This window comes from Lacinutrix himadriensis, assembly GCF_001418105.1.
Lineage (GTDB): Bacteria > Bacteroidota > Bacteroidia > Flavobacteriales > Flavobacteriaceae > Oceanihabitans > Oceanihabitans himadriense.
In genome coordinates this window covers 112,987-130,276 of sequence record NZ_LIQI01000027.1, presented here as the reverse complement: position 1 = coordinate 130,276, position 17,290 = coordinate 112,987, and the positions used below count along the sequence as shown (strand labels likewise).

Genomic DNA, 17,290 nt, shown 5'->3' with positions numbered 1-17,290 from the left:
AAAATTAGCACCTTTGTAACTGTTTAAAAATAAAGATTTCCGGTTTTCGGAAATGCAAAATAAATTTTTCAATGAAAAAACATAATTTTAGTGCAGGACCTAGTATTCTTCCACAAGAAGTATTATTAAAAGCTTCAGAAGCTGTAATGGATTTCAACAATGATGGCTTATCCTTATTAGAAATATCCCACAGAAGTAAATCTTTTGTAGATGTTATGGAAAAAGCAAGATCCTTAGCTTTAGAACTTCTTGGTTTAGAAGGCAAAGGCTACAAAGCTTTATTTTTACAAGGTGGAGCAAGCTCACAATTTTTAATGGTTGCACTAAATCTTTTAGAAAAAAGAGCAGCATATTTAAATACTGGAACTTGGAGTGATAAGGCGGTAAAAGAAGCAAAAATATATGATGATATTTTAGAAGTAGCATCTTCTAAAGACGCTGGTTATAATTATATACCTAAAGGATATGATATTCCTAGTGATCATGATTACTTCCATTGTACTTCCAACAATACCATTTTTGGAACACAAATGAAATCTTTTCCAAACTCTCCTATTCCTGTAGTTTGTGATATGAGTAGTGATATATTTTCAAGAACTTTAGACTTTACTAAATTCGATTTAATATATGCAGGAGCTCAAAAAAATATGGGACCAGCTGGAACGACTCTAGTAATAGTGAAAGAAGATGTTTTAGGAAAGGTATCTCGTAAAATTCCGTCAATGATGGATTATAAAGTACATATTAGTAAAAGCAGTATGTTTAATACACCTCCTGTTTTTGCAGTATATACGTCTATGTTAACACTAGAATGGTTAAAAAATCTTGGTGGTCTTAAAGCTATCGAAGAAATTAACGAAATGAAAGCTCGTGTTATGTATTCTGAAATAGATTTAAATCCGTTATTTAAAGGATACGCAAATAAAGAAGACCGTTCTAATATGAATGCAACCTTTACTCTTGCTAACGAAGATCTAAAAGAAACTTTTGAAACCATGCTTAAAGAAGCTGGTATTAGTGGTTTAAATGGACATAGAAGTGTTGGTGGTTATAGAGCATCTATGTACAACGCATTACCTTTAGATAGTGTTAAAGCACTTGTAGAAGTAATGAGTGAATTAGAAACAAAAGCATAAATTAATTTTAATTTAAAGCGGAAGTATAAATCGTTCAAACAACATTTAACTTTCTACTTTAAACATAATACATAAAAAATGAAAGTATTAGCAAATGACGGAATTTCTCAAAGCGGAGTTAAAGCTTTAGAAGAAGCAGGTTTTGAAGTTTCAACTACAACAGTAGCACAAGAACAACTAATAAACTACATAAACACAAATGCAATTAGCACACTACTAGTTAGAAGTGCAACAACGGTACGTCAAGATTTAATTGATGCTTGCCCTAGCCTAAAAATTATTGGTCGTGGTGGTGTTGGTATGGATAACATTGATGTAGAATATGCAAAAAGCAAAGGATTACACGTAATTAATACGCCTGCTGCATCTTCACAATCTGTTGCCGAATTAGTATTCGCTCACCTTTATGGAGGTGTTCGTTTTTTACATGATTCAAACAGAAACATGCCATTAGATGGAGATTCTAAATTTAAAGCATTAAAGAAAAACTACGCGAAAGGAATTGAACTACGTGGAAAAACAATAGGTATTATTGGTTTCGGACGTATTGGTCGTGAAGTAGCAAAAATAGCTTTAGGTGTAGGTATGAAAGTAATAGCTGCAGATATGTTTATTGAAAACGCAGAAATTACTCTTGACTTTTTTGATGGACAATCTGTTAAATTCGATATTGCAACACAACCTCTAGAAGATGTTTTAAAACAGGCAGATTTTATTTCGTTACACGTTCCTGCACAAAAAGATTATGTTATTGGTAAAGCACAATTTGACTTAATGAAAGATGGTGTTGGCATTGTTAATGCTGCAAGAGGTGGTGTTATTGATGAAGTTGCTTTAGTAGATGCTTTAGAATCTGGAAAAGTTGCTTTTGCAGGTTTAGATACTTTTGAAAACGAACCTACTCCAGCAGTTAAAGTTTTAATGAACGGAAGAGTTTCTCTTACCCCTCATATTGGAGCTGCAACTAACGAAGCACAAGACAGAATTGGTACCGAATTAGCCGAACAAATTAAAAGCATACTTATCAACGATTAAACCTAACCGTTTATCGGTGATTTAGCATATTTTTTTAAAATAAAGTCTTAACAAAAACGTTAAGACTTTTTTTATGTAAATTAGTAGTATATCTTTTGATAAAGAGATGAAGTATTAATTAAAATAAAAAATAAAAATGTCAGGAATTCTAGACTTATTAAACAGTGACCTTGGTAAAACTATCATTAGTGGTGTATCAGGCTCTACAGGAACAGATCAAAACAAAACAAGTAGCGTATTAACAATGGCTTTACCTGTTTTAATGAAGGCAATGGAGCGTAATGCTTCTACACCTCAAGGTGCTGAAGGCTTAATGGGAGCTTTAAGCGGAAAACATAATGGAAGTATATTAGACAACCTTGGTGGTTTATTTGGTGGTGGAGTTAATGACGAAGTACTAAATGATGGAGATAAAATTTTAGGTCACGTTCTAGGAAACAAAAAACAAGGCGTTGAAAAAATTATTGGTGAAAAATCTGGTTTAGATGCTGGATCTGTAGCGAACATATTAAAAGTAGCGGCACCAATATTAATGGGTGTTTTAGGAAAACAAGCAAGTCAAAACAATGTAAGCTCGTCTAACGACTTAAGTGGTTTACTTGGTGGTTTACTTGGTGGTAGTGATGCTAAAGAAGAGCAAAGTTTCCTTGAAAAAATATTAGATGCAGATGGAGATGGTAGCGTAATTGATGATGTAGCTGGAATGGTATTAGGTCAAGCAACAAAAGGAAAAGGTGGACTTGGTGGTTTACTTGGTGGACTTTTTGGAGGTAAATAATGTAACTTCCACATATTTTAACTTAAATGCCAAACGTTTGTTTGGCATTTTTTGTATTTTAATAGCAAACAAATTTTAAAATGAAATCCTTTCTTTACGCAATACTAGCATGTGTATTATTAGTAGCTTGTAATTCAACTAAAAACAATACAGTAGTTGAAGAAACAAAACCTATTATAGACAACGACACCATAAATATTAGTAATGAAGCGCTAGAATACCAAATAATAATTATTGAACCAGGCTTTAGTTCTTGGTTTGCCACTAGAGCAAAACCAAAAGGCTTCTACTCTCAAAATTATTTAGAAAACAAAAACAAATTATTTGTAAGCGCATGGAATACTCGAGTACTCAATCCTAGTCAGTTTGATCCTAATCTTTACGAAATGCAAATAAATTATGACTATGGTGTAGATTACGGTTATGATGTTAATTATAAACTCTATAACTATTTCATATACTTTCAATTAAAATATAAACAACAATTAACTGGTTTTATTCCTAGAAATTAAACACTGTTCTGTATTTTTGCATCGAAATAAAATTTGATGGAAAAATTTAAACAACGTTGGGAAATTCAAAAAAATTGGCAATTACTATTTCCTATTCTTGGTTTATTAGTTACTTTTTATTCTGCTTACCGCCTTTCTAGTAGGTTTGCTAACGAGCTACATTTAAGTATTCAAATCGTTTTAACTATTGTTATTTCTTACCTACTAATACGCTTCTTTCTATTTCTTTTTACCAAAGTAGAAAAACGATGGAAAGTAACTTATCGTTGGGAAATGATTGCTATATTCATTGTATTTGCTCTAACAGGTTCTTCTTCTTTATTTGTTGGAAGACCACTCATGAAATGGATTGGAATTACTAAAGAAAACTTAAACATTTTTGTTTATTGGATCCTTTTTATTATCATTGGCCTAGTTTTCTATCAAATATTATTAGTATTTTTTGGTTGGCTATTTGGTCAACATAAATTCTTTTGGGAATTTGAAAAAAAGATGATTAGACGATTCGGCTTAGGTCGATTTTTATAAAACATGAAATCCATTCAAGAACATAGCATCTTTAAATTTGTAACTATAGTACTTATAGTTACCATACTTATACCTAGTATAGTGAAGCTTGGTCATGTTTTTGAAAACCATACACACGATTTTTGTACAGATAATTTAAGTCAAACACACCTACATACACTGGATGTAGACTGTGAGTTTTATAAATTTAAAATCAATAAACCGTTTGTTTTTAAAACAGTAGCCAATCGTTTCGTTCCTATAGAAAATAACCATAAGTTACATACTTCTCAATATCAATTTATTTCCGAATACCAACGCTTATCCTTTGCGTTACGTGGTCCGCCACAATTAGTTTAATGACGTTACACCAATTCTTTTTTTAAATAATCGATGCAATACATTGCTGTTTTCTTTATGTTTTTAATAAAATGTAGAGGAAATAGATGTACTAATTACCATCCTTTATTTTAAATATCACTTGGTTTTAGAGCTGAAATTATTTCAGTACCATACCCACTAAATTAATTATTAAATGAAACAAATTATAAAACTATTGTTGCTTTTTTTGGCAACCAACATATATGCACAAAACAGTATTAACGGAACCGTTTTAGATAGCGAAACCAATCAACCTGTCTCTTTTGCAAACATTTACTTTCCGCAATTAGAAAAAGGAGCAACAACAAACTCAGAGGGTAATTTCACTTTAAACAATTTACCTACCGGAAACTATACGATTTTAGTTTCGTATGTTGGATTCGAAACTTTTTCGCAAACCATAACTATTCCGTCTCCAGAAAATTTAGACATTCGTTTGCAAACTTCCGCGATAGAAATGGAAGAAGTTATTGTCTCTACTCCTTTTCACAAATTACAAAGTGAAAACGTAATGAAAGTCGAACAACGTAAAATTTCCGATTTAAAAAATAAAGGAGCCATTAATCTAGCGCAAGGTATTACCAATATCCCTGGTGTGGAAGGTATTTCCACAGGAATTGGTATTTCAAAACCTGTAATTCGCGGACTAAGTTCGAATCGTGTTTTAGTATATACACAAGGTATAAGACTAGAAAATCAGCAATTTGGTAGCGAACATGGTCTTGGTGTTAATGATGCAGGAATAGAAAGTGTAGAAGTTATAAAAGGCCCTGCTTCCCTACTCTATGGTAGTGATGCACTTGGTGGTGTTTTGTATTTAAATCCAGAACGTTTTGCCCAAGAAAATGAAAGTGAAACTAATCTAAATTTGCAATATTTTACAAATACCGAAGGATTAAGTACTAATCTTGGCTATAAAAGTTCTGGTGAAAAGTTTAAGTTTTTAATCCGAGGAAGTTTTGCAGAACATGCCGATTATAAAACCGAAGACTATAGAGTTACCAATACACGTTTTAACGAAAAAGATTTAAAAGCAGCTTTAGGATATCAAGGTGTAAATTTTAAAACCGAATTGCGTTATAATCTGAATGCTTCTAAGCTCGGTATTCCGGAAGAAATAGGTGTTCAAAGTTTAAAAAACTATCCGTTATTACCTTATCAAGACATTACTAATCATATTTTTAGTTCTAAATCTGTAGTGTTTTTTAAAGATTCTAGTTTAGATGTAAACCTCGGATTTACGTACAACGACAGAAAAGAATTTGAAGAAGAACACCATCATGATGAAGATCATGAGGAACATGAAGAGGATCATGAGGAAGACCACGACGATCATGAGGATGAGGAACACGATGAAATATTACATCCTGCGTTACACATGAAACTTAAAACCTTTAATTATGATGTAAAATACCATATGCCAAAAATGGGTAAGTTTGAAACTATAGTTGGTGTGCAAGGAATGAACCAAACCAATACGAATTATGGCGAAGAAGAATTAATCCCAAATGCAACGACTAACGATTTTGGTGTTTTGGCTACTTCTCATATTCATTTTGAAAAAATAGATGTACAATTAGGAGCTAGATTTGATACTAGGAATATTGTTGTCGAAAATGCTATAGACAAGAACTTTACTAGCTTTAATGGTGCTTTAGGTTTTAAAACCAATCTTGCTAAAAACATAGTAGCAAGATTAAATGTAGCTTCCGGATTTAGAGCTCCAAACCTTGCAGAACTTACTTCTTATGGTTCTCATGAAGGTACCAACCGTTTTGAAATTGGAAACGAAAATTTGAATAATGAACAAAACTTTCAAACCGATTTAGCTTTAGAATATAAAACAGATCATTTAGAAGTTTTTGCTAATGGTTTTTATAATGTAGTAAATGACTATATCTACTTATCTCCTAACGGAGAAAGTATTAATGAAGATCCTGTTTACTTATATCTGCAAGAAGATGCTGCACTTTATGGAGGTGAATTTGGTTTACATATTCATCCGCATCCTTTAGATTGGTTGCATATAGAAAGTAGTTTTGAAACCGTTACCGGAAAACAAAATGGTGGTGCATATTTACCATTAATTCCTGCAAACAAAATAAACAATACGTTACGTGTCGAATACAGTCTAAAACACCTAGAAAAAGGAAATGCATTTATTACTTTAAGTACTGCTTTAAAACAGAACAATACTAGTGTTTTTGAAACAGAAACTGGTGGATACAGTTTATTAAGTGCTGGTTTTGGTGGAGAAATTAATGTGTTTAAAAATGCTTTACAGTTTCAAATTACAGGAACTAATTTAACCAATAAAAAATATATAAACCATCTATCTAGATTAAAACCAGATGGTATTTATGATATTGGAAGAAATGTTAGCTTTTCGGTGAGTTATACCTTGTAATTTTAAACAAGTCGAAAGATTCCTATTTAATAGAAACTTGTTCCTCTCCTTAGTTAAAGAGAGATGATTCTTTTAGGAATCGGAGAGTTTGACATAAAATGCGAAGCTATTTTAAAACCTCATAAATTTAAAATGCAATCTCCTCCTTTAAAAAGGGAGGAGATTTTTTTATTTATTATATATACTCAATACTTATTCTGCATCGACTTCTATAATTGTATCTTCTGGTTTTGTCTTTTTAATCACGTTGGTGTAAAACCACATGATGGTAAAGGTTGGAATAAAATCTAATCCAGGAATAGCTTCTTCAATAAAGGTAATAACCCCTGCTATTTTCCCAATATCTCCTTTATACAGTCTTGTCATAATATAACCCGAAAGTGGTGCCCAAATAAGATCAATAAATGGAATTAAACCAATGACATCTAACAAGATGCTTAGGGCTAATAATTTGTATTTGTTTTTAAATTGTAAATTCATAGTAATTATATTAAACAAAAAAAGTGCCAAGTTTAACGGACACTTAATTAGTATAAAATTTAGACTATATGTTACATGTAGCTTACCTTAGGAAAGCTTTGTGCTAATTAATTTTAAAAATTCGTTTCGTGTTTCAATTTTTTCAAATTGCCCTCTAAATCCAGAAGTTGTTGTAACCGAATTCTGCTTTTGTACGCCACGCATCATCATACACATGTGAGAAGCTTCAATAACAACGGCAACTCCTTGAGGTTTTAAAGTATCGTTAATGCAATCTAATATTTGATGGGTTAAACGCTCTTGTACTTGCAATCGTCTAGCAAAAATATCGACAATTCTTGGTAGTTTACTTAATCCTACAATTTGTCCGTTAGGTATGTATGCAATATGTGCTTTTCCGAAGAAAGGAAGCAAATGATGTTCGCATAAAGAATACAATTCAATATCTTTTACAATAACCATATCCTTATAATCTTCTTTAAACATTGCACTTTTAAGAATCTCTTCCGGATTTTGATCATAACCTTGCGTCAAAAACTGCATCGCTTTTGCTGCACGTTCTGGTGTTTTAAGTAACCCATCCCGTTGTGTATCTTCCCCTAAGTCTTCAATAATATTTTTAAATTGGTTTTTTATACCTTCGGTTACGTCAATATTATATTCTTCAAATTGTTTGTATGGCATCGTATATAAATTAATTCTATAAAAATAAGCAAAAAAAATAAGTCGAAACCTATTAAACCTACTTACTCTACATTAATAAATTCTTCCTGTTTTTACTTTCGTTAATGATAAAAAAAGTATTTGAATTTTAGATTTCTTAAGTTTACTGTAACATTTCTTTTTTTTATATGTCTTTAATCTATCCATCAAAAACTAAACACTAAACCAAATGAGACATTTCATCATTTTCTTTCTTGCAATGGTTACTGCTATTACTTTGCAAGCGCAAGAAAAAAAATCATTAAACATTAAAAGAACAGACCAAGCACCAAAGATTGACGCTATTTTAGACGATGCGGCATGGCAAGAAGCAGAAATTGCTGGAGACTTTATTCAATTTAGACCCGATGTTGGTGCAACCGAAAAGGAACATCAAAAAACAGAAGTAAAAGTAACTTATAATGATAATGCTATCTTTTTTGCAGCATACTTACACGATACTCCTGAAGCTATTATTAAACAGTTTTCGCAACGCGATAATTTTGGTGTTTCCGATTTTTTCGGCATTGTTTTAAATCCGAATAACGATGCACAAAATGATGTTGAGTTTTTTATTTTCCCTACCGGACATCAAGCAGATGCTATTGCAAATCCAACTATTGGAGAAGATTTTGGATGGAATGCTGTTTGGGAAAGTGCTTCCAGAATTGTAGATGATGGTTGGATTGTAGAAGTAAAAATACCTTATGCTACTTTGCGTTTTTCTAATCAAGAAGTGCAAACTTGGGGTTTACAATTTCATAGAAGATTTAGAACAGATAACTCACAGTATACTTGGAACCCAATAGATGTTACCAAAGGAAATATTGGTTTATATCACGGAGAAATTAAAGGAATTGAAAACATTGAACCACCTACTCGATTAAGCTTTTACCCCTTTGCTTCTGCGACTTATAATTCTAGTAAAAATCCGGATTACGGACTTGGTATGGACGTGAAATACGGGATTAGTGAAAACTTCACACTAGATGCAACCTTAATTCCCGATTTTAGCCAAGCTGGTTTTGATAATGTACAATTAAATTTAGGTCCTTTTGAACAACAGTTTTCTGAACAAAGACAATTCTTTACCGAAGGTGTCGATTTATTTTCTAAAGGAAACTTATTTTACTCTAGAAGAATTGGGAGCGCTCCTGTTGGTGAAGTTGCTTTAAGTGATGATGAAGAATTTGTAGACTTTCCTGAAAAAGTAAACATGCTTAATGCGATTAAAGTTTCTGGTAGAACCAAAAACGGATTAGGTATTGGTGTTTTTAATGCCATCACCGAAAAAACAAAAGCACAAATAAAAGATAATGTAACCAATAGTACCCGAGAAGAGGTGGTAGAACCTATGGCTAATTACAATATTCTTGTGGTAGACCAACAGTTTAACAAAAACTCATCTGTAAGTTTAATCAATACCAATGTTACTAGAAATGGGCATGCAAGAGATGCCAATGTAACGGGGTTACTTTTAGATCTTGTAAACAAAAAAAACACCTATGGTTTTATTGCGCAAGCGAAACGAAGCGATATCAATCTACCAGAGGAAAACAATCAAGTAGGTTATAGTAGCAGAATAGGTTTTGGAAAAAATAGTGGAAAATATCGCTTTTCGGTGGAACATGAAGCTGTAGACAAAAAATACGATATTAATGATATGGGAATATTATTTAGAAATAACTATAGTAATTTTTATGCGAACGGAAGTTATAGAATTTTTGAACCTACAAAAATACTAAATGACTTTCAACTATACGTTAACGCTAATGTAAGCTACCTATTTAAACCACATACCTACACTGGTAAAAACTTTAATGTAAACTTTAACGGAACTTTAAAAAAGAGCTTATTGGGTTTTGGTGCTTATGTAAGTGTGCAACCCGGAAAACAGTATGACTATTTTGGACCAAGAGCAGAAAATCGCTATTTTATTTCTGAAGATTGGCTGAATATGAATGGTTGGATTTCTTCTAATTACAATAAAACTTTTGCTTTAGATGCTAGTTTTGGTTATGAAACTCTTTTTGAAAACGGAAGAGATTATACCAGTTATTTTTATAGCTTATCGCCACGGTTAAAACTTGGCGATAAGTTTATCATGCAGTATTCTTTTGATTATGATATGGAATTAAAAGAACGTGGTTATGTACAAACGCTGGATAATGACGACATTATTTATGGGCAACGTGACCAAGAAACAATAATTAATAGTATTTCTGCAAGCTATAACTTCAACTCTTTTCACGCACTAAATCTAACCTTTAGAAATTACTGGAGTACAGTAACTTATGAAGACGATTTATACGCACTTCAAGAAAATGGCCGCTTAAACCAAGCGGATGGTTATACAAAAGCAGATGTAGATAATCCGGATGTAAATTTTGACACATGGAATTTAGACCTATCCTACTCTTGGCAATTTGCTCCTGGAAGTCAGTTAACTGCATTATATAGAAATAGATTGTATAACGATACAAACGCATCCAAAGACGATTATTTTTCTAGCTTAAACGACTTGTTCAAAGAAGATATAAATCATGTTTTTTCTCTTAGAATGGTGTATTATATAGATTATAACAATGTAAAAAACATCTTTAAATCGAAACCTAAAAACATTTAAACTTGCTGGATTAAGCATAAAGTAGTACTTTCATTGCTTGATAAAAAGATAATGATTCAAGCCAAAAATATTCATAAATATTACGAAGATTTACACGTGTTAAAAGGTGTAAATCTTCATATTAAAAAAGGAGAAATTGTATCTATTGTTGGTACTTCTGGAGCAGGAAAAACTACCCTTTTACAAATTCTAGGAACCTTGGATAAAGCCTCCAAAAAAGAAGATACTAGCTTTCAAATTAAAGGAACAGAAATACTTTCGTTAAGTGATAAAGCTTTAGCTAAATTTAGAAATGAAAATATTGGTTTCATCTTTCAGTTTCATCAACTATTACCTGAATTTACAGCTTTAGAAAACGTTTGTATTCCTGCTTTTATAAAAGGAACAAAACCTGCGGAAGCAGAAAAACGAGCGAAAGAACTTTTAGATTTTTTGGGTTTATCTCATCGATACAAACACAAACCAAACGAACTTTCTGGTGGCGAACAACAACGTGTTGCTGTTGCTAGAGCTTTGGTTAATAATCCGGATTTAATTTTTGCAGATGAACCTTCTGGAAACCTAGATAGTGCTTCTGCCGAAAACCTACACAATCTCTTTTTTAAATTACGTGATGAGTTTGGGCAAACCTTTGTCATTGTTACGCATAACGAAGAATTAGCAGATATGGCAGATAGAAAACTAACTATGGTAGATGGGAAAATAGTTGGTAGTGATTAGTGTTCCGTATTATAAATGAAACTTAATGTCATAAAGAGCTTGTCGAAGTATTTCTTTTTTTGGGATTATATCAAATTGTCATATTGAGCGCAGTCGAAATATCTCACTAAAAATTAATTATGCTACTAATCCTCCTTTCCTGGCTTTACATTCTTACAATAAGCAGCATTATTGGCGTGAGCATAAACCGTGTCTTACAATCACAAAAACAAGATACCATAATAACTATCTTTTTTGGCTTTTTCGGAGTTACATTACTTGCTAGTATTTGGGCTATTCCGTTTGCTATTAATGGATACTTTCATATTCTTTTACTATTAATCACAAGCGCTTTAGCATTTCTAAATTGCAAAGAAATAGTTGCTTTTTGGCATCAACTAAAAACAGAATTACTTGGGCTATCTACGTTTCTTAAAATCGTTTTAGCACTTATAAGCATCCTTATTTTAGCACAAAGCGCTTCTCCTCCATTTGTTATCGATAACGAATCGTATTACATACAAACCATTAAATGGCTTAATGAATTTGGTTTTGTAAATGGCTTGGTAAACTTGCATGTCTTTTTAGGACAAACCTCTGGTTGGCACATTTTACAAAGTGCCTTTAATTTCAGCTTTATGTACAACAGATTTAACGATTTAAGTGCTTTAGCATTAGTGCTTGGTAATGTATACGCTATTTTTAGACTACATGATTATATCTCTAAAAAAGACACTTCAAAAGGAAATCTCATCTTTGGTTTATTCCCTATAGCCAATGTTTTTTTCTTCCAATTTATATCTGCGCCATCACCAGATATTGCGATTTATGTGTTAAGTTTTATACTTTTACATCAATTCGTAATATGCTATTCTAGCTATACAAAACAAGCTTTTTTCGCAGTAGTATTGCTTTCCTTTTTTATGATTTTCATAAAACTAACCGCATTCCCATTTTGCCTTTTTGCTCTAGTATTGTATAAACGTTATTTCATTTTTACAAGAAGTACAAGCTCTATTATTGTTTTGTTTGGAAGTCTAACCTTACTCCTATTTGCTATTAAAAATATAATAGTTACTGGTAATTTATTGTTTCCTTTACAAGGAATAGAAAGTTTAAAAACGTCTTGGAGTTTACCCACAAGTATAGAAATCTATTTTGCGAATTACACCAAACCGTATGCATACCATTTAACTGCCGAAGCATTTGAAAACGCGTCCTATTTCACAAAACTAAAAAGCTGGCTACTAGCACCTAGTTTACATGGGATTTTTAATAAATTAATGATAGTCCTTTTGGCTGTGGTTCCATTTATTATAGCAAAATCTAAAAACAAAAAAGCGCTTTTTATTATTTATACGGTTTCGGTAATCACTATGGTATTTCTATTACTAACGTCGCCACAATATCGCTTCTTCTTTCCGTTTATATTGTGTTTTAGTTTACTGATAGCTTCCAAGTTATTGATGCATAGAAAAAGCATTCAGGTTGTTCTAATTATGTCTGTTATACTTGCAGCAATACCATTATTTTTTAAGATAAACAATCAGCAAATTAGCAATAATAAACAGCTTGCCGTTTCTAGTACTTTTTCTTCGGAATACCTTATAACTCCGTATAAAAATTCTAAATATTCGGAAGAATATGAAACGCTTCCGTTACAAAACACAAGTATTCACACGCCTAATAATGTGGACTTCTTTTGGGGAACAGGAAATATTCCGTTGCCTGCTTTAAACCAAGAACAATTAGATTTTTTTAAGGCGAACTTTAAGGTCATTCCGCAACAGCGTACCAAAGATTTAAAAGAGGGTTTTTATGCTAAAGAAATAGAGTGAAAACTATTACTCTAATTAACTTATATAACCTAAAATCTATAGAATATTTAAGCGTAGTAAATTATTTATTAGGAAGCGTTCCTCTTAATTCGCTTTTTAAGTTCTATTATAAATGGATGGTCTTTTGGTAAATATTTTTCCGCAATTGGTAACGCTTTAGTATAATGATTCCAAGCAACAACACGATCTTTAGATGTTTCTAGTTCCAGATCTCCTTGTAATTTTAATATATAGGATTCGTAAATCGTTTTTTCGTTTGGAAAACAATTATTAGCTGTGATTGTGGCTTTTTCCAAGTATTTAGCACTATTTAAAAAGTCTTTTTGATGTAGCTTTGATTTTGCTAAATTCAGATAATTAATGGTCTGATTCATATTTTGATTGCTTCCGTAAAAGGCTTCCAATTGGTTTTTTCCTTTCAATAATAAAGAATCTGCTTTGGGGTATTTTTTTAAATAAAGATTATTTATTCCTAAACCATTATATGCAACTCCTATTTTAGGGAGATTTTTAAGGTTATATTTTTTATGAATAGCAAGTGTTATGTGATATAGAGAATCTGATAATTTTATATTAGAACCAGTATTGATACTAGCTAAATCATTATGCATCATTGTCAAACTTGGCGTAGTGGACTCGTAAGTAGACAATAAATCTAAAACCTTCTTGTTAATTAATTGTAGGTTATTTTTAATTCCTAATTCATCATTTAGTAAAGCAATCTTTAACTCAATTATTATCTTTTTATAATTATCATATTCATTTGCATCTCTATAATAGTTCAAGGATTGTTGATAATAATATTTAGATTTAGTAAAATCGCCCTTCAGTCTGTAATAGTATCCTAAGGTATTATTAATTTTAGAGATATTTAACTCTTGATTATATGTCTGAGGAACTAATGGTTTTATTCGCTTTAAATTCTTTTTAAAAGTCACATAATTTGAGTTTTCCAGTGCTATTTGAGAAAGATTTAAATATGCTCTAAATTGATTATTTGGATTAGGAGTATTTTCATTATCCATACATTCGCACGTTTTTTCAGCATAAGAAAGTGCTTGTTTAATATTTACTTTACTAAAATACATGGAATTATAATACAGTATTTTACAATCCTTTACATCGGCAATTTCAGAATATTTATCTAAGTAAATTTTAGCATTCTCTAAGCTATCCGTTACTAAATAATTTTTAGCCAAATTGATATAGGTATCTCTATAGTTCGATAAATTATTTAAACTATCCTTTTTTAATATACTTAAGGAAAACTTACTCAAACGAATAGATTCATCTAAGACGTTACGCTTTGCATAATTACTAGCTACGTTTTCCACGATACGGAAATAGTCTAAATCAATAGTATCTTTAACCTTATGGTAATTGGTTAATAAAAAATCAATTTCCCTATCATAATTTTCAAAATCATTGAGTCTGTCATAAGTTTTTAGAAGATTCCATCTATTCCAATAAATGTCTGATTGCGTTGCTTTTGGATATTTAGGTATATGCTCTTTATGTTTTAAAACGCTATCTGCAGATCTATAATTTTTTAATGCGGATAGATAATCCCTATTAGTATATAATTTGTTTCCTCTTTGGATATATGCTTTTGAAAGAAATTCATAAGTACCTGAGAAATCATCATAATAAATAGTATCATACTTTCTCCATTTTTTTCCATACTCTACAGATTTCTTGGCTGAATTAATAGCCTCTAGATAATTTTCATTATCCATAAAAGCATCATAATTATCTATTTCATCAAACATTAACAAATTATAGGTTAAGCTTGTTTTTTTACCACTTATCTTTTTTAATAAAAATCTATTTTGTGAATTATGAACCGATGCGTAAGCAAAAAAACTAGTTATTAATGCTATAAAAACGGACCTAAATAATATCATCTTTTTTTCTTTAGAAAAGCCTTGTTTCTTTATCAACCAATTTAAAATCAAAGCTATAGAAAAAAGAATATTAATAGCTACAATCGTTTTCAATAGTACACCTTTTGGCATATCTAAAACAAACAGTAATGTTCCTAATGTAATTCCAAGAAGAGCTCCAGAGAATACTCTAAAATAAGAGTTTTCATCTTTTATTTTAAAAAGAGCGAAACCAAATATTAGATAACTAAAACTTAATAAAGTCACACTTAAGAAGAAAAAGAGGCTAGAAATCTTAGAGTTCAAGAATAAAGTACCTAAAAAGCATACTAAAACAATAGATATTGCAATTTTTTCAAAAATTTTCATAGATAATGGTTAATTAAATTGCAACATTTTGTTGTAATAATAAATAGCAAATCAAAGATAAAAAATCGTTTAATGACTATGCATTTACAGTGATGCCAAGTTAGTATTTTTGAATAACAAATGAAGAACACTTTATATATCTTTCTCAAAAAATTACAGAAAATTCACGCAACCAAATCATAACATCTGCATCTAATAATAAAACATGCTATGATTAAGAAAACCATTCAATCTTTTGCCTTTTTTGCCCTTTTGCAAGCAGTTTTATTTTCTTGTTGCTCTGAAGACTATAACACCTATTATGATTCCCTATATTTTATTGCTGAAGATCAAGTCGATGGAGACCCAACAGCAATAACTTCTTCAGATTTAGTATTAAACCTAGATCCTGTATATGATTACATAATTGCTTCCAATTTTAAAGAATTAAAAAAATTCTCTAATACAGCTTATGCTACTTCTTGTGATGAAAATTACACCTTAAAAGAGCATGTTTCCGAAATTATAATTACTGCAAACACAGATATACTAGGCATTCCTGCTGGAAATTCGCTAAATAGTAAACTGTCCTATAGAAATCCGGAAACGCTAGAAAACGAAGTTTTAGAAAATGTAATTCTCGATTTAAATAGAGAAAACGGATATTATAATGGTAGAAATGAAATGGTTTTTAATGAAGTAATAGCAGCAGGAACGTCACTTGCATTCACCGTTAAAATAACCATAGAAGAAAACGGAAGAATGCTAGAAGCCACAACAGAAACTATTACTATAGAATAAGTATCTTTGTTCTTGTGAAAAAACTAAACCAAAAAGACCTCAAAGAATTTCTAGATGCGAAAGTTGTAGAATACAATAATGTAAAATTTATTGATAGCGATCCTATTCAAATTCCGCATACCTTTTCTAAAAAAGAAGATATTGAAATTTCAGGATTTCTAACGGCAACGATAGCTTGGGGAAATAGAAAAAGCATTATTAACAATGCCAAACGCATGATGCAAATGCTAGATCATGCGCCGCATGATTTTATTCTAAACCATCAAGAAAGCGACTTAGAAGCCTTAGAAACTTTTGTCCATAGAACATTTAATGGTTTAGATTTTATAACATTTATAAAGGCTTTACAGCATATTTATGTAGAGCGTGAAGGATTGGAAGCTGTATTTGCTAATCATGTAGAAAAAGGTTCATTACAGCATGCTATTCACCATTTTAAGCAAACTTTTTTTGAAATAGAACATGTACAACGAACCCAAAAGCATGTAAGTGATCCGCTTAAAAATTCTGCAGCAAAGCGTATTAACATGTTTTTACGTTGGATGGTAAGAAACGATAATGCGGGAGTAGATTTTGGCATTTGGCAAAGCCTCTCTCCTAGTCAGTTATCTTGTCCGTTAGATGTGCATTCTGGAAACGTTGCTCGAAAACTAGGAATACTTACGCGCAAACAAAACGACGGAAAAGCATTACTAGAATTAGATACTGCTTTGCGTAAACTAGACGCTAAAGATCCTGTAAAATATGATTTTGCTTTATTCGGACTTGGCGTTTTTGAAGGGTTTTAAACTATTGATTACGTCTATGGAATTTTTTATATAAAACCACATTTAACTTTTCTTGGTTTTCATAGACTTTTCCACTAAAACCAATACATTCCCCTTCTTTTAAATAGAATTTATCTTCATTTTTTAGTCTATAGCCACCATTGGGATATACCATAGTTCCGTTATTTAACTTTATAATTTTCTCTAACAAAACGATTTCTCCATTCTCATGTTTAAAAACTTTTCCGTTTACGGAAACACAAAAATTAGCATCTACAATTTCCTTTTTATCTTGAGAAAAAAGACTTCCGGTAGTAAAAAGAATAAGCATGAATAACAAAAAAATATTTTTCATAATATTAGACAATGGATTAATAGCCTAATAAATAT

General features: G+C 31.2%; 16 protein-coding genes. 12 read left to right on the top strand and 4 right to left on the bottom strand.

All coding sequences use genetic code 11. From position 1 onward, the window contains the following. Positions 1-71: 71 nt before the first annotated feature. The 7 genes from serC (at position 72) to AMD28_RS13720 (ending at position 6,756) form a co-directional block, all read left to right on the top strand. Positions 72-1,136, top strand: coding sequence for a 3-phosphoserine/phosphohydroxythreonine transaminase (serC, locus tag AMD28_RS13750; RefSeq protein ID WP_055444719.1), 1,065 nt, complete (start codon positions 72-74; stop codon positions 1,134-1,136). 78 nt (positions 1,137-1,214) lie between these two features. Next, positions 1,215-2,171, top strand: a complete 957-nt coding sequence (locus AMD28_RS13745) for a D-2-hydroxyacid dehydrogenase (protein ID WP_055444718.1) — start codon at positions 1,215-1,217, stop codon at positions 2,169-2,171. 136 nt (positions 2,172-2,307) lie between these two features. After that, a complete protein-coding gene (locus AMD28_RS13740; RefSeq protein ID WP_055444717.1) occupies positions 2,308-2,949 on the top strand; it encodes a DUF937 domain-containing protein in 642 nt (213 codons plus the stop codon). A gap of 80 nt (positions 2,950-3,029) precedes the next feature. Beyond that, positions 3,030-3,461 carry a DUF6146 family protein gene (locus AMD28_RS13735; RefSeq protein WP_055444716.1) on the top strand — a complete coding sequence of 144 codons (432 nt, stop codon included), beginning with the start codon at positions 3,030-3,032 and terminating at the stop codon, positions 3,459-3,461. A 36-nt stretch (positions 3,462-3,497) separates the two neighbouring features. After that, on the top strand, positions 3,498-3,989 hold the full coding sequence (locus tag AMD28_RS13730; RefSeq protein WP_055444715.1) for a DUF6787 family protein: 492 nt from the start codon (positions 3,498-3,500) through the stop codon (positions 3,987-3,989). Positions 3,990-3,992: 3 nt separating this feature from the next. Further along, positions 3,993-4,328, top strand: coding sequence for a hypothetical protein (locus AMD28_RS13725; RefSeq protein ID WP_241492517.1), 336 nt, complete (start codon positions 3,993-3,995; stop codon positions 4,326-4,328). A 175-nt stretch (positions 4,329-4,503) separates the two neighbouring features. Continuing rightward, positions 4,504-6,756, top strand: coding sequence for a TonB-dependent receptor (locus tag AMD28_RS13720; RefSeq protein ID WP_055444714.1), 2,253 nt, complete (start codon positions 4,504-4,506; stop codon positions 6,754-6,756). A gap of 192 nt (positions 6,757-6,948) precedes the next feature. On the opposite strand, the gene AMD28_RS13715 is transcribed toward AMD28_RS13720, so the two are convergent. Both AMD28_RS13715 and folE read right to left on the bottom strand, forming a co-directional pair. Next, complete coding sequence (locus tag AMD28_RS13715) at positions 6,949-7,236, bottom strand: hypothetical protein (RefSeq protein WP_055444713.1); 288 nt, start codon at positions 7,234-7,236, stop codon at positions 6,949-6,951. Positions 7,237-7,323: 87 nt separating this feature from the next. Continuing rightward, entirely contained in the window at positions 7,324-7,920 is a 597-nt protein-coding gene (gene folE / locus AMD28_RS13710; RefSeq protein ID WP_055444712.1) for a GTP cyclohydrolase I FolE, read from the bottom strand. A 208-nt stretch (positions 7,921-8,128) separates the two neighbouring features. On the opposite strand from folE, the gene AMD28_RS13705 reads away from it, so the two are divergent. The 3 genes from AMD28_RS13705 to AMD28_RS13695 all read left to right on the top strand — a co-directional run bounded on the left by AMD28_RS13705 (position 8,129) and on the right by AMD28_RS13695 (position 13,101). After that, entirely contained in the window at positions 8,129-10,564 is a 2,436-nt protein-coding gene (locus AMD28_RS13705; RefSeq protein ID WP_055444711.1) for a DUF5916 domain-containing protein, read from the top strand. A gap of 51 nt (positions 10,565-10,615) precedes the next feature. After that, positions 10,616-11,284 carry an ABC transporter ATP-binding protein gene (locus tag AMD28_RS13700; RefSeq protein WP_055444710.1) on the top strand — a complete coding sequence of 223 codons (669 nt, stop codon included), beginning with the start codon at positions 10,616-10,618 and terminating at the stop codon, positions 11,282-11,284. A 119-nt stretch (positions 11,285-11,403) separates the two neighbouring features. Then, positions 11,404-13,101: an LIC_10190 family membrane protein gene (locus AMD28_RS13695; protein ID WP_152975616.1), complete on the top strand. Its 1,698-nt coding sequence runs from the start codon at positions 11,404-11,406 to the stop codon at positions 13,099-13,101. Positions 13,102-13,169: 68 nt separating this feature from the next. Here AMD28_RS13695 and AMD28_RS13690 read toward each other — a convergent pair whose 3' ends face one another. After that, positions 13,170-15,353, bottom strand: a complete 2,184-nt coding sequence (locus tag AMD28_RS13690; RefSeq protein WP_055444708.1) for a tetratricopeptide repeat protein — start codon at positions 15,351-15,353, stop codon at positions 13,170-13,172. A 210-nt stretch (positions 15,354-15,563) separates the two neighbouring features. On the opposite strand from AMD28_RS13690, the gene AMD28_RS13685 reads away from it, so the two are divergent. Both AMD28_RS13685 and AMD28_RS13680 read left to right on the top strand, forming a co-directional pair. Next, the gene (locus AMD28_RS13685; RefSeq protein ID WP_055444707.1) at positions 15,564-16,133 is read left to right on the top strand and encodes a hypothetical protein; all 570 of its coding nucleotides are present in this window, start codon (positions 15,564-15,566) and stop codon (positions 16,131-16,133) included. Positions 16,134-16,147: 14 nt separating this feature from the next. Then, entirely contained in the window at positions 16,148-16,921 is a 774-nt protein-coding gene (locus tag AMD28_RS13680) for a TIGR02757 family protein (RefSeq protein ID WP_055444706.1), read from the top strand. A 1-nt stretch (position 16,922) separates the two neighbouring features. On the opposite strand, the gene AMD28_RS13675 is transcribed toward AMD28_RS13680, so the two are convergent. Further along, positions 16,923-17,255 carry a DUF6799 domain-containing protein gene (locus tag AMD28_RS13675; protein WP_055444705.1) on the bottom strand — a complete coding sequence of 111 codons (333 nt, stop codon included), beginning with the start codon at positions 17,253-17,255 and terminating at the stop codon, positions 16,923-16,925. Positions 17,256-17,290: the final 35 nt, after the last annotated feature.